Raw genomic sequence first — 21,071 nt, 5'->3', positions numbered from 1 at the left:
CCATGTCCCAAGAACCTCGCCCTTCCCAACCCGCCGGTGCGCTGCGCCAGCTCCCGTGGAAACGCATCGCCGGCTGGAGCGCCATCGCGGCCGGTGCCGGCGCCGTCGCGCTGCTGGGCGCCGCCATCGTGGGGGTGGTCGCCATCTACCCGAAGCTGCCCGACATTTCCGAGCTGGCCGACTACCGGCCCAAGCTGCCGCTGCGGGTGTACACGGCCGAGGGTTCGCTGATCGGCGAGTTCGGCGAGGAGCGCCGCAACCTCACGCCCTTCGCGAACATTCCGAAGGTCATGAAAGATGCCGTGCTGGCCGTGGAAGACGCGCGCTTCTACGACCACGGCGGCGTGGACTACAAGGGCTTCGCGCGCGCGGCCGTGGCCAGCTTCAAGGGCGGGCGCAAGCAGGGCGCCTCGACCATCACGATGCAGGTGGCGCGCAACGTCTACCTGAGCTCGGAGCGCACGCTCAGCCGCAAGGCCTCGGAAATCGTGCTGGCCTTCCGGCTCGAGCAGCAGCTGAGCAAGGACCAGATCCTGGAGATCTACCTGAACCAGATCTACCTGGGCAACCGCGCCTACGGTTTCGCCGCCGCCTCCGAGGCCTACTTCGGCAAGCCGCTGCAGCAGGTGACCATCGCCGAGGCCGCGATGCTGGCCGGCCTGCCGAAGGCGCCCGGCGCCAACAACCCGGTGGCCAACCCGCGCCGCGCCCGGGCGCGCCAGCTCTACGTGATCGACCGCATGCACGAGACCGGCTTCATCACCGCCGAACAGGCGGCCGAAGCCAAGAAGGAAGAGCTGCACCTGCGCGACGCCGCCGACCCGAACCGCCTGCACGCCGAGTACGTGGCCGAGACGGTGCGCCAGATGATGTACGCGCAGTACGGCGACAGCATCTACACCAGCGGCATGAAGGTCTACACCTCGCTGGTGGCGGCCGACCAGGCCGCGGCGTACAAGTCGCTGCGCAAGGGCATCATGGATTACGAGCGCCGTCAGGTGTACCGCGGCCCCGAGAAGTTCGTCGACCTGCCGGCCAGCGGCCAGAAGGAGATCGACGAGGCGGTCGACGAAGCCCTGGCCGAGCACCCCGACAACGGCGACGTGATCTCGGCCGTGGTGCTGGAAGCCAGCGCGAAAGAAGTGACCGCGGTGCGCGCCAACGGCGAAGCCTTCGAGATCTCGGGCGAGGGCCTCAAGCCCGCGCAGTCCGGCCTGGCCGCGAAGGCGCCGCCCAACATCAAGATCCGCCGCGGCGCCGTGATCCGCGTCGCGAAGACGCCGAAGAACACCTGGGAAATCACGCAGCTGCCCGAAGTGGAGGGCGCCTTCATCGGCATGGACCCGCGCACGGGCGCCATCACGGCGCTGGTCGGCGGTTTCGACTTCGGCAAGAACAAGTTCAACCACGTCTCGCAGGCCTGGCGCCAGCCGGGCTCGAGCTTCAAGCCCTTCATCTATTCGGCCGCGCTCGAAAAGGGCTTCACGCCCGCCACCGTGGTGAACGACGCGCCGCTGGTGTTCGATGCCGCCGCCAACGGCGGCCAGCCCTGGGACCCGAAGAACTTCGACGGCGGCTTCGAAGGCCCGATGCCGCTGCGCAATGCGCTCATGAAGTCGAAGAACCTGGTCACGCTGCGCGTGCTGCAGTCGATCGGCGCGCCCTACGCGCAAGACTGGGTCACCAAGTTCGGCTTCGACAAGGACAAGCACCCGGCCAACCTGCCGATGGGCCTGGGCGCCGGCTCGGTCACGCCGATGCAGATGGCCGTGGGCTATTCGGTGTTCGCCAACGGCGGCTACCGCGTGAACCCGTACCTCGTGACCCGCGTGACCGACCTCAAGGACAAGGTGCTGATGGAAACCGAGCCCCCGGTGCTCGACGAAAGCCGCCGCGCCATTCCCGCGCGCAACGCCTTCATCATGGAATCGCTGCTGCAGAGCGTGGTCAAGGGCGGCTCCGGCTTCAAGGCCTACCAGGCGCTCAAGCGCGACGACCTGTACGGCAAGACCGGCACCACCAACGACTCCTTCGACACCTGGTTCGCGGGCTTCCAGCCCACGCGCGTGGGCATCGCCTGGGTCGGCTACGACACGCCGCGCCAGCTCGGCGTGCGCGGCGAGACCGGCGGCAGCCTGAGCCTGCCGATCTGGATCGGCTACATGCAGTCGGCGCTGCGCGGCGTGCCCGTGACCCTGCCGGCCGAACCGCCCGGCGTGGTGAGCATCGACGGCGAGTGGTACTTCGACGACTTCACGCCGGGCCACAACGTGGCGAGCCTGGGCCTGGAAAGCGCCGAGCAGCCGATCCAGCCGGTGGAAGTGCTGACGGGCGCGCCGGTGGGCGCCCCGCCGCCGCCTGAAGAACGCAACCGCATCCTGGACTTTTTCCGCTAGCCAGCGGCGAGATCACCCAAAGACGCGGGGGACGCGCGGTGCCTACACTCGGTGCCGCGGCCCCCGCTTCTTTTTTGTCTCTTCTCTTTTCTCCCCTTTTCTCGCATCCATGGAAATCCTCACCCTGGTGGCCCTGATCGCCGCCGGCTTCTACATCCTCAAGTCCAAGGAACAGCGCCAGCGCATCGCGCTGCTCGGTCGCCATCTGGGCCGCTACCAGATCGAGAAGCTGATGGAGAGCCTGACCCAGGGCTACCTGCGCTGCCTCGGCGAAGACGACGCCGAGCGCCGCCAGCAGATCTGGCACCTGCTCGACGCCACCGAGGAAAAACTCGCCGCCCAGTTCGAGACCTTCGCCGCCGAGCTGGCGCGCGAACCCGAAGCCGACACGCGCGTGAGCCGCCTGCCGGTGGCCTTGCCGTTCGCCACCACGCTGTTCCCTTCCGCCAGCTTCGACCTGCGCGAAGCACTGCGCATTCATGCGCGCGGCATCGCGGGCGTGGCAAAAAATGCGACGGGCCGCTCGCCTAAATCGAAGGCCTTCACGATGTCGGCCGAGCTGTTCCTGATGCAGCACACCTGCCACTGGTTCTGCAAATCGAAGGCCGTGGCCTCGGCGCGCATGCTGGCGCGGCACCAGACTTCGTACGAGCAACTGCTCGACGCCGTGAGCCCCAAGACGCGCGAGGCGTATCGCGCGCTCGTGGGTCAATGATGGGTTGAAAGCAGCGGCAGCGTGAGCGTCGCCACGGCGCCGCCGCGCGTTGCGTTGCCCAGGTCGATGCGGCCCCGGTGCAGCGTCGCGATCTCCTTCACGAACGCCAGCCCCAGCCCCGTGCTCTTCTTCTGGCTGTGCGGCCGGGCGAGCGAATAGAACTTCTCGAAGACTTTTTCCTGCGCGTAGTCCGGAATGCCCGGGCCATGGTCGCGCACGTTGATGCGCGCCAGGCGCGAGGTGGTTTCCAGCGTCAGCAGCACCTCGCTGTCGGGCGGTGAAAAGTCGAGGGCGTTGTCGAGCAGGTTGCTGATCGCGCGGCGCAGCAGGAACGGATCGCCCTCGACACGCGCAGGCTCTCGAATATTCACGATCAACCGGATGTTGCGTCGCGACGCAGCGGGTTGCGCGCTGGCGGCGATGTCTTCGATGAGCGGCCCCAGCGCCACGGGTTCGGTGCGGTCGAGCGTGCGCCGCGTCTCGAGCGCGGTGAGCTCCATCATGCGGTCGACGATTTCCTGGATGCGCTGGGTTTCGCGTTCGATGTTCTTCAGGAACCGTTCGCGCTGGTCGTGCGGCATCTGCGGTTCCTGCAGCAGCTCGGCCGCGCCGCGGATGGCCGAGAGCGGGCTCTTCACTTCGTGCGTGAAGGTCTGCACGTAGTCGGCCACGTAGTTGCGCCCGGTGAGCGCGTCGCGCATTTCGCCGAAGCCGGTGCGCACCGCATCGACTGCGCGCCGCGCCATGCGCGACAGGCTCAGGCTGCGCTGCGCGCGCACCCAGGTCCAGTAGTCGCGGATCAGGCCGAAGGGCCGCACCAGCCAGACCGAGACGATCACGGTGAGCAGCAGCAGCGCCAGCGCTGAACCCACGCCGACCCAGATGGTGCGCACGCGCGCGTCCTCGACGAACTGGCCGAAGCTCTGCACCGGCTTGCCGACGCTGACGACGCCAACGATCTCGTCGTTCCAGCGGATCGGTGCGCCGACGTACATCACCGAGGTGCGCGGGTCGCCGTCGACATCGCGCGAAGTGCGCGCGCCGTACAGGCCGCCAAGCGTGCGCTTCACGTCGCTCCACTGCGAGTAGTCGTTGCCCAGGTGGCGACCGAGCGAATCGAACATCACGCGGCCGGTGCGGTCGGTGACGTACACGCGCAGCTCGACCCGGCTCTTGTGCAGGTTGTAGATCTGGGCCGAGAACTCGCGCGTGTAGACGCTGCGAAAGAGCGGCTCAAGCCGCGCCGTGTTGATGGCGCCGGCGATCACGTCCTGCTCGACCAGGCTGGCCATGAGCTGCGAGGTTTCGACCAGCGATTCCTCGGCCGACTCGCGGTAGCGCGGGTCGATGTCGGAGACGACGCGGTACAGCAGGAAGGCGATGCCTGCTGTGTAAATCAGCAGGATGCCGATGAAGATCCGGGTCCGGCGCGTCATTCCCTGCTGGCAGGCAGATCTTCGTGCAGCGCGTAGCCGGTGCCGCGCAGCGTGCGGATCGGCTCCACCTCCGGCGCGATGGTCTTGAGCTTGGCGCGCAGCGTCTTGATGTGCGCGTCGACCGTGCGGTCGAAGCTGTCGCTGGCGTCGTCCCAGACGAGTTGCAGCAGTTCGTCGCGCGTGAACACGCGCCCCGGGCGCTGGACCATGAGTTTCAGCAGCCCGTATTCGTAGCGCGAGAGTTCCAGCAGCCGTCCGTAATACCGGATCTGCATGCGCTCGCTGTCGAGCGCAAAGGGGGTTGCGGGGGTCTGTGGCGCCGCTGAAGGCGGCCCCGGCGCGTTTTGATGGGGTACCCCATGAATCGGCGCTGCGGCCGCTGGCGGGCTTCCTGGGCCGTTTCTGGCGCTGCGCCGCAAGATGGTGCGCACGCGGGCGACCAGCTCACGGGGTGAAAACGGCTTGGCAATGTAGTCGTCCGCACCCAGTTCGAGGCCCACCACGCGGTCTATTTCGTCGCTGCGGGCCGTCAAAAACACCATCGGTACCTCCGGGCCGCCCATCGACTGGTTCAGCGCCTGGAGGCGTTTGAAGAGCTCGAAGCCGTTCAGGTCGGGCAATCCGATGTCCAGGATAGCCAGCGCGGGGCGCTCCTGCGCGAACTGCGCGATGGCTTCTTCGGCCGTGGCGCACCAGATCGGCTGGAAACCGTCGCTGCTCAAAACGTACTGGAGCGTGTCGGCGATGCCCGATTCGTCTTCGGCAATCAGGATCCGGGGTTTGAAGCTCATCCGGCGATGTTAGCGAGGGCCACGGACGACCCGTGCCCGGTTTTTCGCCCGAGGCGCCGGCGACCGGCGCGGCCTTTCGCGGCCTTTTTTTTCGAGCGCGGCTTTTCCTCTTCCTGTCTTCTTATTCTTCTTATTCAAATTAGTAGTAGTAGATAAGGGTCGCACCCGTCTGTGGAAAGGTCGCTTTTTCCTTGACGTGACAACGACTTGTCATGCCCGCGTCACTGTGCGCACCCGCGCTTCCGTGGTGTACCCGCAACTTGGACAACATGGGGTAACCCGCCGGCCCTGTGGATAACCGATGGCTTGTGCAAAAACTCTCCCCAGAGTTGTCCTTTGACAGCCTTCCGGAATTCTGCGAAAGGCGGTTTTCGGGTCGAGAAATTCATTGCCTGTTAATTGAGCAGGTTGTGGATTTCCTTTTAAAATCAACAACTTGCAACGCCCCTACAGAGCAGTGCCGGGGTTATCCACAGAGTTGCCCCAGTTTTGTGGGGAGAACGCGAAGCGGAACCTTCGTGCCCCACGCTGACCCAATCCACTCCTTCACATGACGAAAAAACTCGAACATGACACCTTCTGAAACAAAAGCGATCGTCACCCTGAGCCTGCTGGCGGCCTTCGTCGACGGCGAAAAGCACGAACGCGAGCGCGCCGAGATCAAGCGCATCGCCGAGGGCCTGTCGCAGGCCGACGGCGTGAACCTGCCGACGATCTACCAGGACGTGCTGATGAAGCGGGTGTCGCTGGCCTCGGTGGCCGGCGAGCTGAAAAGCGCCGAGTCGCGCCAGCTGGCGTACGAGATGGCGGTGTGCATGTGCGACGCCGACGGCGTGCAGTCGGAGCCGGAGCGGCTCTTCCTGATGGACGTGCGCAGCTCGCTCGGCCTGGACGCCTCGGCGGCGCAGTTTTCGCAGCGGGCGGAAGACATTGCCGCCGCGGTGCCGGCGGCGGTCGCGGTGACGGCCGCAGCCCCTGCGGCGCCGCAGGCGCCCGACAGCACCGAGCTCGACCGCGCGATCCTCAACGCCGCCATCCTCAACGGCGCGCTCGAGCTGCTGCCCGAGACGCTGTCGACCATGGCGATCATTCCGCTGCAGATGAAGCTGGTCTACCGCATCGGGCAGGCGCACGGCTACCAGTTGGACACCGGCCACATCAAGGATTTCCTGGCCACCGTGGGCGTGGGCCTGACCTCGCAGTACCTGGAGCAGGCCGGGCGCAAGCTGCTCGGCGGCCTGCTGGGCAAGGTCGGCGGCGGTTTGCTGGGCGGTCTCGGCAAGCAGGCCGTGAGCTCGGGCATGAGCTTCGCGTCGACCTACGCCCTGGGCCACGTGGCCAAGCGCTACTACGCGGGCGGCCGCACGCTGTCCACGCAGATGCTGAAGGACGCGTTCTCCAGCGTGGTGAAGGAAGGGCAGGGCCTGCAGACGCAGTACCTGCCGGCGATCCAGGAACGGGCGCGCACGCTGGACACGAGCCAGGTCCTCTCGCTGGTTAAAAACGCCTGATCACAGGCTCGCCCCCAGGCTTCGCGCACTTCGTGTCGCTTCTCCAACCCCCTACCGGGGGCAACACCTGAGGCCCGGCAAAGCCGGTTCCTCGGTGTTCCACGAAGGGAGCGCCGGCTAGACCTGGCTCAGGTCGTCGAGGATGGGGCAGTCAGGCCGCGCATCGCCATGGCAGCAATGCACGAGGTGCGCGAGCGTGCTGCGCATCGACTGCATGTCGGCGATGCGCTGCTCCAGTTCACCCAGGTGCTTTTGCGCGATGCGCTTCACGCTCGAACTGGCGCGGCGGCGGTTGTGCCACAGGCCGACCAGTTCGGCGATTTCTTCCATCGAGAACCCCAGGTCGCGCGAGCGCTTGATGAAGCGCAGCGTGTGGATGTCGGCGTCGTTGTACTGACGGTAGCCGCTCTCGGTGCGGGCCACCGCGGGCAGCAGGCCCAGGCCTTCGTAGTGGCGCACCATGCGCGCCGACACGCCCGACAGCCGCGCGGCCTCGCCGATGGCGACCTGGCGGCCGTGGGCGGAGGTCGCCGTCATCATTGAACGGTGTAGCCGGCGTTCTCGATCGCGACCACGATGTCCTGGCGCGGCTGCTGGCTCAACACGTCCACATGACCGGTTTCGAGATCGACCGTGACCTGCGCGTGCGGGTCGACCGTCTGTACCGCGTCCTGCACCGCCTCCACGCAGTGGTTGCAGCTCATGCCGGAGACCTGGAATTTCTGGCTCATCGTCGTTGCTCCTTGTCGGAATGAATGAAGGGTGGAAGGATTGAACACCCGAATCGGGGACAACGCCAGTTTCAACCCTCTCACGATGTCAACGTCCAGCCAAGGGCTTTGAAGCCACCGCGCTTGACCTTGCCATGGTGTCAGGCTTTAGCCTCGGGACCATGGAACACATTCAGCCTCAACCTTCCGCGGCCGCCGCCACGCTGGACCTCTCGGTCGGCGGCATGACCTGCGCCTCGTGCGTGATGCGCGTGGAGCGCGCGCTCAAGAACGTGCCCGGCGTGCAGAACGTGAGCGTCAACCTCGCCACTGAGTCGGCCCGCATCGTGGCCACCGGCGGCGAGGACATGGCCTTGCTGCTGCGCCGTGCCGTGCGCGCCGCCGGTTACGAACCGCGTGCCGAAAGCACCGCACAGGACGAAGCGGCCGCGATGTCGCCCTGGCACGGCTTCATGCCCGTGGCCGTCGGCCTGGCGCTGTCGATCCCGCTGATGGCGCCGATGCTCGGCGACCTGATCGGCCAGAGCTGGATGCTGCCGCCCTGGGTGCAGCTGCTGCTCGCGACGCCGGTGCAGTTCTGGCTCGGCGCGCGTTTCTACCGCGCGGGCTGGCATGCAGCCAAGGCCCGCACCGGCAACATGGACCTGCTGGTGGCGCTGGGCACCAGCGCGGCCTTCGGCCTGTCGCTGTGGCTGTGGTGGCGTGCCGCCACCGGCGAGCATGCCGGGCACGGCATGGTGCCGCACCTGTACTTCGAAGCCTCGGCGGTGGTGATCACGCTGGTGCTGCTGGGCAAGTGGCTCGAGGCGCGCGCCAAGCGCCAGGCCACCTCGGCGATCCGCGCGCTGCAGCAGCTGCGGCCCGAAGTGGCGCACCTGATCAACGCACGCGGCAAGGAAAGCGACGTGCCGCTGGCCGACGTGATGGTCGGCGACCGGCTCGCCGTGCGTCCCGGCGAGCGTGTGCCGGCCGATGCGCGCGTGCTCGAAGGGCAGTCCGAGGTGGACGAATCGATGCTCACCGGCGAACCGCTGCCCGTGGCCAAGAACCCCGGCGACAACTTGACCGGCGGCGCGGTGAACGGCGACGGCCGCATGGTGATCGAGGTGCGCGCGGTCGGCGCCGAGAGCGTGCTGGCACGCATCATCCGGTTGGTCGAGGACGCGCAGGCCGCGAAGGCGCCGATCCAGCGCATGGTCGACCAGGTGGCGGCGGTGTTCGTGCCGGTCGTGTTGCTGATCGCGCTCGTCACGTTCGCGGGCTGGATGGTCGCGGGTGCCGGCGTCGAGACCGCGCTGATCCATGCGGTGGCGGTGCTGGTCATTGCCTGTCCCTGTGCGCTGGGCCTCGCGACGCCGGTGGCGGTGATGGCGGGCACGGGCGTGGCCGCGAAGCACGGCATCCTCATCAAGGACGCACGGGCTTTGGAAATTGCACACCGCGTCGACACCGTGGCTTTCGACAAGACCGGCACGCTGACGGTGGGCCGTCCGGTGCTCACGGCGCTGCTGCCCTCGGCGGGTGCACTGGCGAAGGAGAACGACCTGCTCGCCACGGCCGCCAGCCTGCAAGGCGGCAGTGAACATCCGCTCGCACGCGCCGTGTTGTCTGCCGCTGCCGAACGCGGCGTACAGGCGCCGCCGCTCGGTGCGATGCAGGCGATGCCGGGTCGCGGCGTGCGCGGTGAGGTGAACGGCGCAACCTGGGCCATCGCCAGCCTGCGCTGGTGCCGCGAACTCGACGCGATGCCGGCCGAGGCCGACATCGAACGCCTGCAGTCGCAGGGCGCCACGGTGTCTGCGCTGCTGCGCTTCGACGACGCCGGCTCCGCGCATGTGCAGGCGCTGCTGGCCTTCGCCGACGAACCGAAGCCGCAGGCCGCCGAAGCGATCCGTACGCTGCGCGGTCGTGGCCTGCGCGTGGTGATGATCTCGGGTGACAACCTGCGCGCGGCGCAGGCGATGGCCGCGCGCCTGGGCATTCCGGCCGAGGACGTGCGTGCGGACGTGCTGCCGGCCGACAAGGCCGAACAGGTGAGCGCGCTGCGCAAGAACGGCCATGTGGTCGCGATGGTCGGCGACGGTGCGAACGACGCGCCCGCGCTCGCCGCGGCCGATGTGGGCATCGCGATGGCGCCGTCGGGCGGCGGCACCGACGTGGCGATGGAAGCGGCCGGCATCACGCTGATGCGCGGCGACCTCGCGCTCGTGGCCGAAGCGCTCGAGCTCTCAGGCCGCACGGTGGCGAAGATCCGGCAGAACCTGTTCTGGGCCTTCGCCTACAACGTGGCCGGCATCCCGCTCGCGGCCTTCGGTTTGCTGAGCCCGGTGGTGGCCGGCGCGGCGATGGCGCTGTCGAGCGTGAGCGTGATGGCGAATGCGCTGTTGCTGCGGCGCTGGAAGCCGAAGCACCAACAACATTGATCCGACAGCGGATCAGTCGAACAGCAGCGCCATCAGGTGCTCGTCGACGAAGTCCGCCTCACCGGCCCGGCGGTAGAACTGGCGCAGCGTGCCTTCCTGCACGAAGCCCAGCCGGGCATAGAAACGAAGGGCCGTGGCGTTGTCGCTCTCGGCCATCAGCTCGACGCGGCGAACGCCTTCGGCCTTCAGCCGCGCGAGCACGTCGGTCACCATGGTCTGCGCGATGCCACGGCCATGCAATGTGGGATCGACCGCGAGCGTGCCCAGGCTCGCCACATGCTGCGCACGGCCCGGGTAGCGCGTGACGCGGTAGAAGCCGGCGAGCTGACCATCGACTTCGAAGATGAAGAAATCACCGCTGTCGAGCAGGCCCTGGAAGATCGGGCGAAAGTCGTCGCGCGGCATCGGGTCGTAGCCCAGGTAGGGCACGACCCGCTCGTGCATGTAGAGATCGAAGACGGCGTCGAAGTCCGAGGATGTGGCGAGGCGGTGCAGGGGCATGTCGCGCTTCTTCTATGAGGTCCGCAAGGATGGATGCGGCCGAGCATAGCCATGGCAAGGCGGTGCTGACAACCGCCCCGCTTTTTTCCTCCCCGAAGTTCAACCCTCCGGGAAGCGCCGGCTCGCCACGATCACCGCGTTGGTGCCGCCGAAGGCGAAAGAATTCGACAGCACATGGCGCAGCCCGCGCGCCTCGCGTGCCGCGCCGCGCACGAAGTCCACGTTGGCGAACGCCGCATCCGGCGTCTGCAGATGGGCAATGGGCGGCAAGGCCTCACGTGCCAATGCGCGCAGCGCGGCCACGAGCTCGATGGCGCCGCCGCCGCCGAGCACGTGGCCATGGATCGCCTTGGTCGCGCTGACCGGTGCGGCGTTGCCGAACAGCTCGCCGATCGATGCGGCCTCGGCGGCATCGCCCGCGCTCGTCGCCGTGCCGTGGGCGTTGATGTGGCCGATGTCCGAGGGCACGAGCCCGGCGTCGCGCAGCGCCACGCGCATCGCGCGCACCTGGCCGGCCGGGTCGGGGTGGGTGATGTGCGTGCCGTCGCAGTTGCTGGCGTAGCCGCTGAGCACGAAGGGCTGGGCGCCGGCGCCACGGGCGCGCGCATGGGCCTCCGATTCGAGCACCAGCGCGGCCGCGCCCTCGCCGATGGCGAAGCCCGCGCGGTCGCCCGAGAACGGACGGCAGGCGGTGGCGGGTGCATCGGCCGGCGGCGGCGCCATGACGCGCATCGCGTGCCAGCTGGCCATCACGCCGGGCGTGAGCATGGCGTCGTGGCCGCCGACGATGGCGATGTCGATCCAGCCGCCGCGGATGGCGCGCATGGCCTCGCCGATGGCCACGGCCGATGAAGCGCAGGCGCAGGCATAGGCCAGCGCCGCGCCGCGCGCGCCGAAGTGCAGCGCCAGTTCGGCGACCGCCGCGTTGGGCATCACGGTGAGCACGGTGGTGGGGCGCATGCGGCGCTGCTCGCCGTAGAGCGCGCGCGTGGTGGCGTCGAAAGTGCCGGCGCCGGCCAGGCCGCTGCCCCAGAAGACGCCGAGGCGGTCGCGGTCGATGGCGTCGAGATCGAGCCCGGCATCGGCCGCGGCATCTTGTGCGGCGGCCAAGGCCATCGCGGTGCCACGGTCCAGCGGCAGGCGCGAGGCGCTGCGCACGCCGCTGGCGTCGAAGTCGCAGGTGGCGGCGGCGATCGCCATCGGGTCCATGCCGGGGATCTCGAGGGTCTGCGCGCGCACCGCGGAGCGGCCGGCGAACAGTGCATCGTCGAAGGCTTCGATGCTGCGTCCGAGCGGCGTGATGAAACCGAGCCCGCTCACGTGCACGGGTGCGGCGGCGGTGTGGGCCGTGGCGGTGGCCGCGAGCACGGCATGGGCGGCGCCGCTGCTCATGCGGCCGCTGCCATGGGTTCGGCGCGTGCGGCGGCGGCCTCGCCCTCGGCGTCGATCACTTCGCACAGCCGCTGCAGCGTGATGCCGGCTTCGCGCGGGTCGAGCCGGTCTTCGGGAATGCGCAGGTGGAAGGCGTCTTCCACCGCGAAGACGAACTCCATGAGCGCCAGCGAATCGAGACCGAGGTCCGACAGCGCGGTGGCCGGCGAGATGGCCGTGCGCGCGACGCGGAAGTCGGTCTCGAGGATGGTGGCGATGCTGTTGAAGGTGGGAGAGGAAGACATGAGGGGGTTCCTTTCTTTCAGGCGTGAAGAGCAAGTCCGCGGACGCGGAACACGGGTTCGGGCACCGGGCCGTGGGCCACGGTCTCGGCGAAGGCGAGGGTCTCGCGCACGACCTGCTGGCGGTCGTTGTCGATGCTGATCATGTGGTAGCTGTTGTTCAACACCACGGTGCGCAGCGAGGCGCAGCGCAGCCCGCGCACCAGCAGGTCGAGGTTGGACAGGCTGGCCACCTCGTCCTCGCGCGCATGCAGCGCCAGCACCTGCTCGCACTGCACGTCGTTCAGGCGTCGCCGCACGTGGCGGATCAGCCGGTCGTGCTCGCGCAGATGGCTCACGCCGATCACCGCGCTGCCGGCGCGCGAGACCTGGCGATGCCGCAGCTCGCGCTCGATCCAGGTGCGCACGCGCTCGTTCTTCACGCCGTAGGGCGGGCGCTCGCGGTACTGCCAGAAGCGGCCCAGTGGCGTGTAGAAAGCCAGCGGCAGCAGGAAGCGCGTGCGCGGCACGGCCCAGCCGTCGAAGCGCAGCGTGGTCGACATGAGCACCAGCGCGTCCACCTCGCGCCCGCAGCGGATGGCGCCGCCCAGGGCCAGCGAGGCGCCGGCGGAGATGCCGACCAGCATCACGCGGTCGTGCGTGCGGCGCAGCGACTTCACGTGCGCCTCGAGGGTGTCGAGCCAGCGCTCGAAGGGCACGGCCTGCTGCAGCGGCGCGGCGGCGTCGAACGAGTAGCCGGCGATGCAGAGCGGCTGCACCGCATACCCGTGGCGCTGAAGGGTCGATTGCACGGTCAGCAGCTCGTCAGGCGTGCTGCATAAACCATGCAGCAGAACCACCGCGGTGCGCTGCACGGCGGGGGACACCAGGCTCAAGGGATCGGAGGGATCGCGTGCACTCATCGGAAGGTGTGTCGTATGCTCATGTCGCGTTTATCGCGGTGAGCGACTGACCGGCCGCTGACGCGTCCATCGCCAGGGCAGACCCACAAATCACCCACCACTCATTCACTCACCATGCGAATCCTGCTTGTGGAAGATGACACCGTGCTGCGCGACGTGATGCTGCGCAGCCTCGCCGACGCGGGCCACCGGGTCGACGTGTCGACCAACGTCGAGGATGCCGACCACCTGTGGCGCGTGCAGCCCTTCGATGCCGTGCTGCTCGACCTCAACCTGCCCGCCACCGCCAGCCCCACCAGCGGCCTGGCGAGCGGCCTCACGGCCTTGCGACAGGCGCGTGCGCGCGGCGACCGCACGCCGGTGCTCGTGCTCACGGCGCGCGGGCGCACCGAAGAACGCATCGCCGGGCTCGACGCCGGCGCCGACGACTACCTGGGCAAGCCCTTCGACCTCGCCGAGGTGGAGGCGCGGCTGCGCGCCCTGGTGCGGCGCGCCAAGGGCACCGAGGACATCGTGGTGCTCGGCCAGCTCAAGCTCGACCGCAAGGCGCGGCGCTTCGCGGTCGCGAACGCACCGCTGGACCTGCCGGCGCGCGAGTTCGAGGTGCTGTGGGAACTCATGAGCCCGCCGGGGCGCACGGTGAGCAAGCGGGCGTTGTCGGACAAGCTCTCGGGTTTTGACGAATCGCTGGGCGACAACGCGCTCGAGGCCTTCATCTCGCGCCTGCGCAAGAAGCTGCTCGGCTCGGGCGCGGGCATCCGCACGCTGCGCGGCATCGGCTACCTGCTCGAAGCCGAGGTGTGAGAAGCGACCCGTGAGCGAGGCCACCACCCCACCGGTCACGCGCACTGCACCTTCGCTCACGCGGCGCGTGCTGCGCAACGTGCTGGTGCCGCTGGCGCTCACCTGGATGGCCGGTGCGGTGATCGCGCTGGTCATCGCCAACTACTTCTCCGAGCAGGCCTTCGACCGCGGCATGCTCGACGACGCCTATGCGCTGTCGGCCAACGTGCAGGCCGGCGAGCGCGGCATCGAGCTGCTGCTCACGCCGCGCGAGGTGGCGACCGTGCTGTTCGATCAGACCGACAAGGTCTACTTCTCGGTGCAGCGGCTCGACGGCACGCTCATCTCGGGCAGGGGCGACCTGAAGGCGCCGTTGCCCGACGAAGGTTCGCGCTACCGTTTTTCCGACATCGACTACGACGGCAATGTGCTGCGCGCTGTGGTGCTCGACCACGACGCCGAGCCCGGCCTGCACATGCCCTACCGCGTGATCGTGGCCCAGACCACGCTGAGCCGCGCCGCACTGGTGCAGCGGCTGCTGTTCTATGCCATGGCGCCGCAGGTGCTGCTGCTGGTGCTGCTGGCGGTGTGGCTCTGGCATGGCATCCGACGCGACCTGCGACCGCTCGGCGAGCTGCAGCGTGCACTCGACACGCGCGACGTGCGCGACCTCTCGCCGGTGACCGTGGCGCAGACCTCGAAAGAGTTGCAGCGCCTGGGCGATGCCGTCAACGCGCTGTTCGACCGGCTGCGCCACAGCGTGCGCGCGCAACGCGAGTTCGTGGGCAACGTGGCGCACGAACTGCGCACACCCCTCGCCGGCATTCGCGCCTTGGCCGAGTACGGGCTCGCGCAGCACGACACCGAGGTGTGGCGCGAACAGCTCACGCGCGTGTCCGAACGGCAGGCGCGTGCGAGCCACCTGATCGACCAGCTGCTGGCGCTGGCATTGGCCGACGAGGCGCGCACCGACCTGCAGCGCACGCCCGTGTCGCTCGACATGCTGGCCGAGCAGACCGTGCTGCGCCATCTCGCGCGCGCCGATGCGCGTGGCGTCGACCTGGGTGCGCGCGGCCTCGACGACGGCGTGACGGTGCTTGCGAACGAAGCGCTGGTGGAGGGCATCCTCGACAACCTGATCGACAACGCGTTGCGCTACGGCGGACGCACGATCACCGTCGAACTCGCGGGCCGCACGCTGAGCGTGATCGACGACGGACCCGGCATTCCGCTCGAGGCGCAGCGCGACCTCATGCAACGCTGGGCGCAAGGGCCCGCGGGCCAGAAGCTGGGGCAGGGCGCAGGGCTGGGGCTGTCGATCGTGGCGCGCTATGCCGAGCTGCTGGGCGCCGAGTTGCGGCTCGACGCCGCGGAGCCTACGGGCCTGCGCGTGAGCGTGACCTTCGGGGACGACGCCTGACAGTTCACGCGCGTGTCAGTGGCTTGCGCAGATAGACGCGTGTGCGCCCGTCGAGGGATTCGCGCCGGAACTCGACATAGCCGATGCGCTGGTAGAGCGCGAGGTTCTCGGTCATCTTCTCGTTCGTGAACAGGTAGATCGATGCGTGGCCCTGGCGCAGTGCCTCGCGCTCGGCCATTTCAAGCAGCGCGCGGCCCGCGCCGCTGCCCTGGTGGTCGGGGTGCACCGCGATCACGTCGATGAGGAAGCCTTCGTCGGTCACGTCGAGCAACAGCGCCGCGCCGACCTGCGAACCCTTGCGCTCGGCCACCCACACCTGCAGGTGCGCGATGGCCTGCGCGTAGTCGCGCGTCATCGGCCGCCACGTCGTCGGCGGTGGCGCGGCGCAGGTGCCAGGATGCAGCGTTGTCGCTCACGCGTCGAACTCGACCTCGCCCTCGATCTCCACCGGGATGCCGAAAGGCAGCTCCGCCATGCCCACGGCGCTGCGCGCATGGGCGCCGACCTCGGGACCGAAGAGCTCGAGGATCAGATCGGAAAACCCGTTGATGACCGCCGGCTGCTGTTGAAAGCCGGGCGCCGAGGCCACCATGCCGAACACGCGCGTCCATGCGGTGATGCGGTCCAGGTCGCCGAGCGCGCGCTGCAGGCTGCCGAGCATCGCGATGCCGGTGAGGCGCGCAGCGGCGTAGCCTTGGTCGACTGTCAGCTCTGCGCCGAGCTTGCCCAGCGGCGCAGCGATGCGGCCATCGGCATCCAGCGGACCATGGCCCGAGACGATGGCGCGCCGGCCGACGAGGCGGACGAACTGGAAGGGGAGGATGACGCCGGGAGGTGGCGTCACGGGGGGAGGAAGGACGAGGCCCAGGGCGTGGAGGCGTTCGGCAATGCGCGTCATGGTGAAGATGCGTGCGGCAAATGACCAAGGGTACGCGCGGCGTGCTGCGAAGGCAATTTGGGCGTTTTGCGGTTCACAGTGGGGAGACCCTGCCGTGGGCGCGGCCAAGAGCACCGGCTATCGAGTGCCCATCCAGTTGCTGCCGAGCGACAGGTCCTTGCTGAAGATCAGGAGGGTGCCCCACAGAAGAAAAGAGGCGCAAAGCAGGCAGATGATAAAGATCAGAGCGCCTGCGAAGCTCGCAAATCCTGCCTTGTCTCGTGCCATCTTGAACCCGAGCACGATGCCACCCACTAGCAACCCAAGAAGAAGCCATGGGATGCCACATAGAAGAAGGAAAAATGGATCTGCAAAGCAGGTAGTCATGTCGGTTCAATGTGGCAGCCGTCGAGCTTGCACATGCCTATTCTTTTGGCGTGGGGGCGGTTCATTGCGGCAGCTTGATGTTGGAGCCGTCGAGCTTGAGACCGCTCAGCTTCTTCAGGTCGGTGCCACCGGTTTTTTTGAATTCGTGGACCTGGGCGTTGGACAGGTCCAGGGTCAAGGCAAAGACGGCCGAGCTCAGTTCCAGCTTGCCGATGCGGGCATCGTTCAAGCGCACGGAGTTCGCTTCGAATTCCTCCAGAAGCAGATGCGCCGCATGGGTGTACTGCAGGTCAAGCCGGGTGAACTTGCTCTTTCGAAAAAAAAGCGACTCGGTATGTGGGCCGCCGCCAATGTCCACGAGGATGTTGTCGCCAAGGATGGAGGTGTTCTCGATCAGCACCTCCTGGGCGTCGTTGCTGGCGAGGCTGAAAGCGAACTTTTCGCCTGATGCGGGAGGCGTGAACTGGCTATCTCGCACGGTGAGGCGTTTGGCGCCTTTGATGATGGCGTCAACGCTGCCGCCGCGCACTCGCTCTATCAGAAGGTCGTCCTTGACGGTGGAGCTGGACAAGTCGAGAAAATCGATGACGGTATCGCGGATGGTGAGAGATCGAAGATTGGCCGCCACCAGATTCAAAGTGCCGCGAAGCTTGGAGCCTTCGATACGAGTGGTGGCATACAGGAAGTCTTCGCCGCTGTTGCCGATGCTGTCGGTCAGTATGGTGACGTCTTCGCACGTGCAGTCCGTGATCGAGAGTTTTTCGTTCCCGGTCCATGCGAACCATTTCGATCTGCATCGCACGAATTCCGCTTCGCCGTCTGATCCCACGGCGCCCTGATGATTGCGGTTTGCTGTTGTTCCTACGAAATCGCATTCCTCAAAAACCGTGGACTTGCTTCCCTTCTCTGCAAACATCACGGAGTTCCCGACCCAGGCGCAGCGCAGAAAATGCACGTTCGTTGTCACGCCGTAGCTCAGGATTCCGGAAAATCGGCAGTCCTCGTAGCGGACACTAGTTGTTGTCTTTGGGTTGATCTCATAGGCGCCGACGAAATCGCAGTTCTTGAAGAGGACGTTGTGCCAATCCATCCCTTCAAACCTCTCGCCGCTGAACTCAGCGCCGTCGACGACAAGCAGAGAATCGCCCTTCTCCCCGGTGCGAAGTGCCGGGTCCTTGAGTTGGGCAAAGATCCTACCGAAGGTTCTGATGTTTCGTTTGGAGGTCATGTTGCATCCGGTCAAGGCGGAAGCGGCGAAAAGCGCCAATGTGCAAAGGGTGGTTCGACGGGTCGGACAGTCGGTCATCGACGATTGAGCCTGATGGCACTGGTGGCAGGGATGTACCCCTTGCTTCCAAAGTTGTTAGACAGGAATTCCCAATCCGGCACTTCCCCACGCTCTCCCATCGGTCGTCCGAAATGCCACACCGCGTTCTTCGGACGCGCCGGGTCCGACTTGTCCAGGCTGAACCCGCCCATGTTCACATTGCCGTCGATGAGTGCGATGTCCAGAGGAAACACCCACGGGTCTGCATGGAGCACGTCTTTGCCCCAGTTTTCGCCTGCGTCGGTCAGGCTGGGTTCTTTCAACGTCACTTCACAGAAGGCCTGAACCAGTCGCTGACGGAGCGTCACGTACTCGGTGTTGGGGTAGTTCTCGACCACTGATCGGGGACTCCACGCCATTGCCAGGGCACCGTTGGAACTCACAGTCTTGGAGCTCATCATCGACAACAGCATTGCCGTGTCTTCATCCTTGAAGCTCAGTGTGGTGCCGTTCAAGGTGGGCGCGATGGGATGCCAGGTCTTGGTTTCGCCGCGCGAACCATCGGGACGCTTTGGATTGTTCTTCTCGAACACCCACAACTTCACTTCTGTCACACACCCCAGCTTGCGCACTTGCTCGCTCAAGACCAGTTCCAGCTGACCGCTCTTGCCGAAGTACCCAGGCTTGAAGCGCAATGGCACACGGATGTTGCCTTTCTTGGGCAAGCCACTCATCGCGTGGAGGTAGTCGAGTGCCACTGCCAGCCGGGGCTTTTCATTGAAGCCCTTGCCCTGGAAATCGCCTTTGACATGACACCTGTCAGTCATCACCTGCCGGATTTCACCCGTCACGGGATCGAGCGTGGTCCCTGCGGGCGGGCGGCCGGTCCAGGCGCTGAGTTCGCCGTCCAGGTTTTGGTAGCCGATGGGCCCACCGCAACTGGAGACGATCAGCGCCGTCACGGTGTTCGGCTTGACTGTTTGCGTGTTGTGGATGCCCGGGTCCTTGGCTTCTCGCACCTCGACGCGCCAGCCATCCGACGCATAGATGTCACGGGAGTCCCAACCGAGCTTGTAGACGCCCGAGCGATGGCTATGGCCCGACAGATGCCAATCCACCTTGGGGCGGCTGGGGCTGGTCTTTGCCTGATCCATCGGCTGAACGTATTGGGCCAGGTAGGTGGCCTGGTTTTTTTCGCAGGTGCCCACGTTGACGTGGTTCAGCGCAGCCTTCATGCCCCAAATGCCGGTGGCGCCGTCGAGTGGGTGGAAGAAGACCCGCTCCTTCTTCTTGGCCACGTTGCTGTAGGGCTCGGGCTCGTCGAAGCTCACGATGGTGAAGTGCGTGGCAACGGTGAGGGTGCTCTTGCTCGCGGCCTTGTAGTTTCGGGCCTGTGTCAGAAGCTTCAGCTGGTCATGGCTGAAGGACTCGGTGGCACGTGGAAGTATTCCCGACCCTTGGCGGTCTACCCCCGCCTCTGCAACGCCCAGCAAGTTCTTGAAGTTCTCGTCGATGCCCCAGCCCAGCGCGGCAATCACCTGTCCGGCTTTGGCGCCCGGCTTGTCGGTGCTGTCCGCGCCGTAGGCATACACCACGTCCGCGAGCGGCGTGAACAACGCATAGAACCAGTCGAACTGGCCGCCGTCGAAGTTGTAGCCCGTCAATGCATGGCCGTAGGTGGGACCATAGGCGAGGCACGCCTCGTAGATGGTCATGTTGTGGTCGCGGCTCATGCCTTCATTGGCTTTGCCGCGCGTCCACGCACTGGCGGCCTCGAACTGGGCGCGATGGCGCTCCACGGCATCGGGCTGCGCGAGGGCTCGCTGCGCCCGCCACGCCTCGGCCGGGACTTTGCCGTCGGGCCAGGACGTGCGGGCGTTCTCTTCCATGCGTTTGCGTGCATCGCGGCTGTTAGGCGTCGTGGTCTCGAGCACGCCGAGCATGAACGCCCAGTTGTGCTGGTCGCCAGCCTCCACGCGTGCGCTGATGCCGTAGGGCACCTGGTAAGCCTCGTGGTTGCCGCTGGTCATGATGATGGGCAACTGGTACTTGGGATTGCGGTACATCTCGTGCACCAGGCTGAAGACCATCATGTCGTCCAGGCCCCTCGGATAGAGGTGGCGGCCTTTTTCCTTGTCGAAAACGTTGCCCAGCAGGTTGAAGGCTTTCCACTGCTCACCAATCCTGCCCGGGCCGCCGGGTTCCGCCATGGGATTGAAGTTGCGGTTGTAGTCGATCAGGTCTCCCGTGAGCAGCACGGCATCGACCTGGTCGCTGCCCGTGGCCATCGTCTCGAACAGCTTCTTGAGAGCCTCGAAGCTGTTGCAGACTTTGCTGCCGACGGGCCGGTTCCAAGCCGCGTCGGCCTCCTCGAGCACTTTGGCATCGCTGCGGCCCATGGCGTTCTGACGCACGTTGATATGAACGTCGGAGAGATGCCCCAGCTTGAGGCGCGGCTTGGTCATGCGCTTGACGGGGTGCCAGCTCTTGAGGAGGGTGTCCAGCTCGGGTTTCTGGCCGGGCTTGCTCCAGCTGAACGGGACATCGGGTGGCGGCATGGCGAATTCGTGGAGCTTGTCGAAGTGCCAGGGATCGCGTGCGGCCTGCTGTTGCAGGAAGCGTGTGATGGCAAGGTCTTGGGCCTCGGCGTACTTGACGCCCTTGAAGGCTTCGAGCTTCCTGTCTTCGGTGCTCAGCCGGGTCATCCAGGCAAGGCTTTTCATGGCACCGGGCTTCTGCAGATCGGCGAAGGGCGGGGCCGACAAATCGATCTCGATCTCGTAGACGTCCTGCACCTTGGTGTAGATCCGGGCCGCTGCGGGGGCGATGGTGGCGAAGGGGCGGCCGTGCCGATCGCTGACGAGTGCCCCAGGTCCGAAAGAGCCGACGAGCCAGGCCTTGATGCAAGGCTTGGCGGCAGCACATGCCGTGCCATCCTCGAAAAGGGTGCCGGTTTGTGTCGATCCGTCGGCTTGCTCAGCCTCCTGTTTGCTTGCGAGGTCGACCACCCGCAGATGCTGGTCGACCAGCCTGTACATCTCGACGGCCTCGCCGGTCGGGACGGCTGCCTTGGCCTTGCCACGCATGCTCGAAGGTGCGGCGATGAAGATGCTGGCCTTGACCTGGCCAGGGGCCAGCAGCAACGGCGTGCCCAGGCTGGGGAACAGGATGATGGCTTCTTTGTTGATTTCCATGGAATCCTGACCCGCGATTTCCATCGAATATTGACCCACCCTCTTTGCGAGCCAGCCGGCTCAC

19 protein-coding genes are annotated in these 21,071 nt (G+C 66.7%); 6 read left to right on the top strand and 13 right to left on the bottom strand.

All coding sequences use genetic code 11. The annotated features are described in order from the left end of the window. Positions 1–2: 2 nt before the first annotated feature. Both AC07Y4_RS05365 and AC07Y4_RS05360 read left to right on the top strand, forming a co-directional pair. The gene (locus tag AC07Y4_RS05365) at positions 3–2,396 is read left to right on the top strand and encodes a penicillin-binding protein 1A (protein WP_062473814.1); all 2,394 of its coding nucleotides are present in this window, start codon (positions 3–5) and stop codon (positions 2,394–2,396) included. A 109-nt stretch (positions 2,397–2,505) separates the two neighbouring features. Further along, a complete protein-coding gene (locus tag AC07Y4_RS05360; RefSeq protein WP_495274295.1) occupies positions 2,506–3,111 on the top strand; it encodes a hypothetical protein in 606 nt (201 codons plus the stop codon). On the opposite strand, the gene creC is transcribed toward AC07Y4_RS05360, so the two are convergent. Continuing rightward, positions 3,105–4,547 (bottom strand): two-component system sensor histidine kinase CreC, encoded by a 1,443-nt coding sequence (creC, locus tag AC07Y4_RS05355; RefSeq protein ID WP_062473809.1) that lies wholly within the window; start codon positions 4,545–4,547, stop codon positions 3,105–3,107. The genes AC07Y4_RS05360 and creC overlap by 7 nt on opposite strands. Further along, on the bottom strand, positions 4,544–5,338 hold the full coding sequence (gene creB, locus AC07Y4_RS05350; protein WP_495274294.1) for a two-component system response regulator CreB: 795 nt from the start codon (positions 5,336–5,338) through the stop codon (positions 4,544–4,546). The genes creC and creB overlap by 4 nt, the downstream gene beginning before the upstream one ends. A 569-nt stretch (positions 5,339–5,907) precedes the next feature. Here creB and AC07Y4_RS05345 point away from each other — a divergent pair. Further along, positions 5,908–6,849 carry a YcjF family protein gene (locus AC07Y4_RS05345; RefSeq protein ID WP_487847722.1) on the top strand — a complete coding sequence of 314 codons (942 nt, stop codon included), beginning with the start codon at positions 5,908–5,910 and terminating at the stop codon, positions 6,847–6,849. Positions 6,850–6,966: 117 nt separating this feature from the next. Here AC07Y4_RS05345 and cueR read toward each other — a convergent pair whose 3' ends face one another. Then, the gene (cueR, locus tag AC07Y4_RS05340) at positions 6,967–7,386 is read right to left on the bottom strand and encodes a Cu(I)-responsive transcriptional regulator (protein WP_062473804.1); all 420 of its coding nucleotides are present in this window, start codon (positions 7,384–7,386) and stop codon (positions 6,967–6,969) included. After that, positions 7,386–7,580: a heavy-metal-associated domain-containing protein gene (locus AC07Y4_RS05335; RefSeq protein WP_062473802.1), complete on the bottom strand. Its 195-nt coding sequence runs from the start codon at positions 7,578–7,580 to the stop codon at positions 7,386–7,388. The genes cueR and AC07Y4_RS05335 overlap by 1 nt, the downstream gene beginning before the upstream one ends. Before the next feature lie 161 nt (positions 7,581–7,741). On the opposite strand from AC07Y4_RS05335, the gene AC07Y4_RS05330 reads away from it, so the two are divergent. Further along, positions 7,742–10,003, top strand: a complete 2,262-nt coding sequence (locus AC07Y4_RS05330; RefSeq protein WP_487847723.1) for a heavy metal translocating P-type ATPase — start codon at positions 7,742–7,744, stop codon at positions 10,001–10,003. A 12-nt stretch (positions 10,004–10,015) separates the two neighbouring features. Here the strand turns inward: AC07Y4_RS05330 and AC07Y4_RS05325 are convergent, their stop codons facing one another. From AC07Y4_RS05325 to AC07Y4_RS05310, 4 genes are all read right to left on the bottom strand, one after another. Further along, positions 10,016–10,504, bottom strand: a complete 489-nt coding sequence (locus tag AC07Y4_RS05325; protein ID WP_487847724.1) for a GNAT family N-acetyltransferase — start codon at positions 10,502–10,504, stop codon at positions 10,016–10,018. Between the two features lie 99 nt (positions 10,505–10,603). Then, positions 10,604–11,896, bottom strand: coding sequence for a beta-ketoacyl-[acyl-carrier-protein] synthase family protein (locus tag AC07Y4_RS05320; protein WP_487847725.1), 1,293 nt, complete (start codon positions 11,894–11,896; stop codon positions 10,604–10,606). Continuing rightward, positions 11,893–12,180 (bottom strand): phosphopantetheine-binding protein, encoded by a 288-nt coding sequence (locus AC07Y4_RS05315; RefSeq protein ID WP_095948423.1) that lies wholly within the window; start codon positions 12,178–12,180, stop codon positions 11,893–11,895. The genes AC07Y4_RS05320 and AC07Y4_RS05315 overlap by 4 nt, the downstream gene beginning before the upstream one ends. Before the next feature lie 17 nt (positions 12,181–12,197). Then, on the bottom strand, positions 12,198–13,043 hold the full coding sequence (locus AC07Y4_RS05310) for an alpha/beta hydrolase (protein ID WP_487847762.1): 846 nt from the start codon (positions 13,041–13,043) through the stop codon (positions 12,198–12,200). Positions 13,044–13,193: 150 nt separating this feature from the next. Between AC07Y4_RS05310 and AC07Y4_RS05305 the strand changes: the two genes are divergently transcribed. Continuing rightward, positions 13,194–13,883 (top strand): response regulator transcription factor, encoded by a 690-nt coding sequence (locus tag AC07Y4_RS05305; protein ID WP_056574813.1) that lies wholly within the window; start codon positions 13,194–13,196, stop codon positions 13,881–13,883. Positions 13,884–13,893: 10 nt separating this feature from the next. After that, positions 13,894–15,282: a sensor histidine kinase gene (locus tag AC07Y4_RS05300; protein WP_159274242.1), complete on the top strand. Its 1,389-nt coding sequence runs from the start codon at positions 13,894–13,896 to the stop codon at positions 15,280–15,282. A 4-nt stretch (positions 15,283–15,286) separates the two neighbouring features. On the opposite strand, the gene AC07Y4_RS05295 is transcribed toward AC07Y4_RS05300, so the two are convergent. The 5 genes from AC07Y4_RS05295 to AC07Y4_RS05275 all read right to left on the bottom strand — a co-directional run bounded on the left by AC07Y4_RS05295 (position 15,287) and on the right by AC07Y4_RS05275 (position 21,007). Next, entirely contained in the window at positions 15,287–15,637 is a 351-nt protein-coding gene (locus tag AC07Y4_RS05295) for a GNAT family N-acetyltransferase (protein ID WP_487847726.1), read from the bottom strand. Between the two features lie 57 nt (positions 15,638–15,694). After that, a complete protein-coding gene (locus AC07Y4_RS05290) occupies positions 15,695–16,180 on the bottom strand; it encodes a RidA family protein (RefSeq protein ID WP_487847727.1) in 486 nt (161 codons plus the stop codon). Positions 16,181–16,297: 117 nt separating this feature from the next. Next, positions 16,298–16,546, bottom strand: a complete 249-nt coding sequence (locus AC07Y4_RS05285; protein ID WP_487847728.1) for a hypothetical protein — start codon at positions 16,544–16,546, stop codon at positions 16,298–16,300. A 61-nt stretch (positions 16,547–16,607) separates the two neighbouring features. Beyond that, a complete protein-coding gene (locus AC07Y4_RS05280; protein WP_487847729.1) occupies positions 16,608–17,774 on the bottom strand; it encodes a hypothetical protein in 1,167 nt (388 codons plus the stop codon). Positions 17,775–17,848: 74 nt separating this feature from the next. Further along, positions 17,849–21,007, bottom strand: a complete 3,159-nt coding sequence (locus AC07Y4_RS05275; RefSeq protein ID WP_495274293.1) for a metallophosphoesterase — start codon at positions 21,005–21,007, stop codon at positions 17,849–17,851. Positions 21,008–21,071: the final 64 nt, after the last annotated feature.

The organism is Variovorax sp. GW460-12-1-14-LB1 (assembly GCF_059423605.1).
Note: the sequence above shows the minus strand (reverse complement) of the source record. Positions and strands in the feature narration are given on the sequence as shown.

What these genes read in the sequence shown, in the direction of transcription:
- AC07Y4_RS05365 (WP_062473814.1), top strand. Translation starts at nt 3, where the DNA reads ATGTCCCAAGAACCTCGCCCTTCCCAACCCGCCGGTGCGCTGCGCCAG.
- AC07Y4_RS05360 (WP_495274295.1), top strand. Translation starts at nt 2,506, where the DNA reads ATGGAAATCCTCACCCTGGTGGCCCTGATCGCCGCCGGCTTCTACATC.
- creC (WP_062473809.1), bottom strand. Translation starts at nt 4,547, where the DNA reads ATGACGCGCCGGACCCGGATCTTCATCGGCATCCTGCTGATTTACACA.
- creB (WP_495274294.1), bottom strand. Translation starts at nt 5,338, where the DNA reads ATGAGCTTCAAACCCCGGATCCTGATTGCCGAAGACGAATCGGGCATC.
- AC07Y4_RS05345 (WP_487847722.1), top strand. Translation starts at nt 5,908, where the DNA reads ATGACACCTTCTGAAACAAAAGCGATCGTCACCCTGAGCCTGCTGGCG.
- cueR (WP_062473804.1), bottom strand. Translation starts at nt 7,386, where the DNA reads ATGACGGCGACCTCCGCCCACGGCCGCCAGGTCGCCATCGGCGAGGCC.
- AC07Y4_RS05335 (WP_062473802.1), bottom strand. Translation starts at nt 7,580, where the DNA reads ATGAGCCAGAAATTCCAGGTCTCCGGCATGAGCTGCAACCACTGCGTG.
- AC07Y4_RS05330 (WP_487847723.1), top strand. Translation starts at nt 7,742, where the DNA reads ATGGAACACATTCAGCCTCAACCTTCCGCGGCCGCCGCCACGCTGGAC.
- AC07Y4_RS05325 (WP_487847724.1), bottom strand. Translation starts at nt 10,504, where the DNA reads ATGCCCCTGCACCGCCTCGCCACATCCTCGGACTTCGACGCCGTCTTC.
- AC07Y4_RS05320 (WP_487847725.1), bottom strand. Translation starts at nt 11,896, where the DNA reads ATGAGCAGCGGCGCCGCCCATGCCGTGCTCGCGGCCACCGCCACGGCC.
- AC07Y4_RS05315 (WP_095948423.1), bottom strand. Translation starts at nt 12,180, where the DNA reads ATGTCTTCCTCTCCCACCTTCAACAGCATCGCCACCATCCTCGAGACC.
- AC07Y4_RS05305 (WP_056574813.1), top strand. Translation starts at nt 13,194, where the DNA reads ATGCGAATCCTGCTTGTGGAAGATGACACCGTGCTGCGCGACGTGATG.
- AC07Y4_RS05295 (WP_487847726.1), bottom strand. Translation starts at nt 15,637, where the DNA reads ATGACGCGCGACTACGCGCAGGCCATCGCGCACCTGCAGGTGTGGGTG.
- AC07Y4_RS05290 (WP_487847727.1), bottom strand. Translation starts at nt 16,180, where the DNA reads ATGACGCGCATTGCCGAACGCCTCCACGCCCTGGGCCTCGTCCTTCCT.
- AC07Y4_RS05285 (WP_487847728.1), bottom strand. Translation starts at nt 16,546, where the DNA reads ATGACTACCTGCTTTGCAGATCCATTTTTCCTTCTTCTATGTGGCATC.
- AC07Y4_RS05280 (WP_487847729.1), bottom strand. Translation starts at nt 17,774, where the DNA reads ATGACCTCCAAACGAAACATCAGAACCTTCGGTAGGATCTTTGCCCAA.
- AC07Y4_RS05275 (WP_495274293.1), bottom strand. Translation starts at nt 21,007, where the DNA reads ATGGAAATCAACAAAGAAGCCATCATCCTGTTCCCCAGCCTGGGCACG.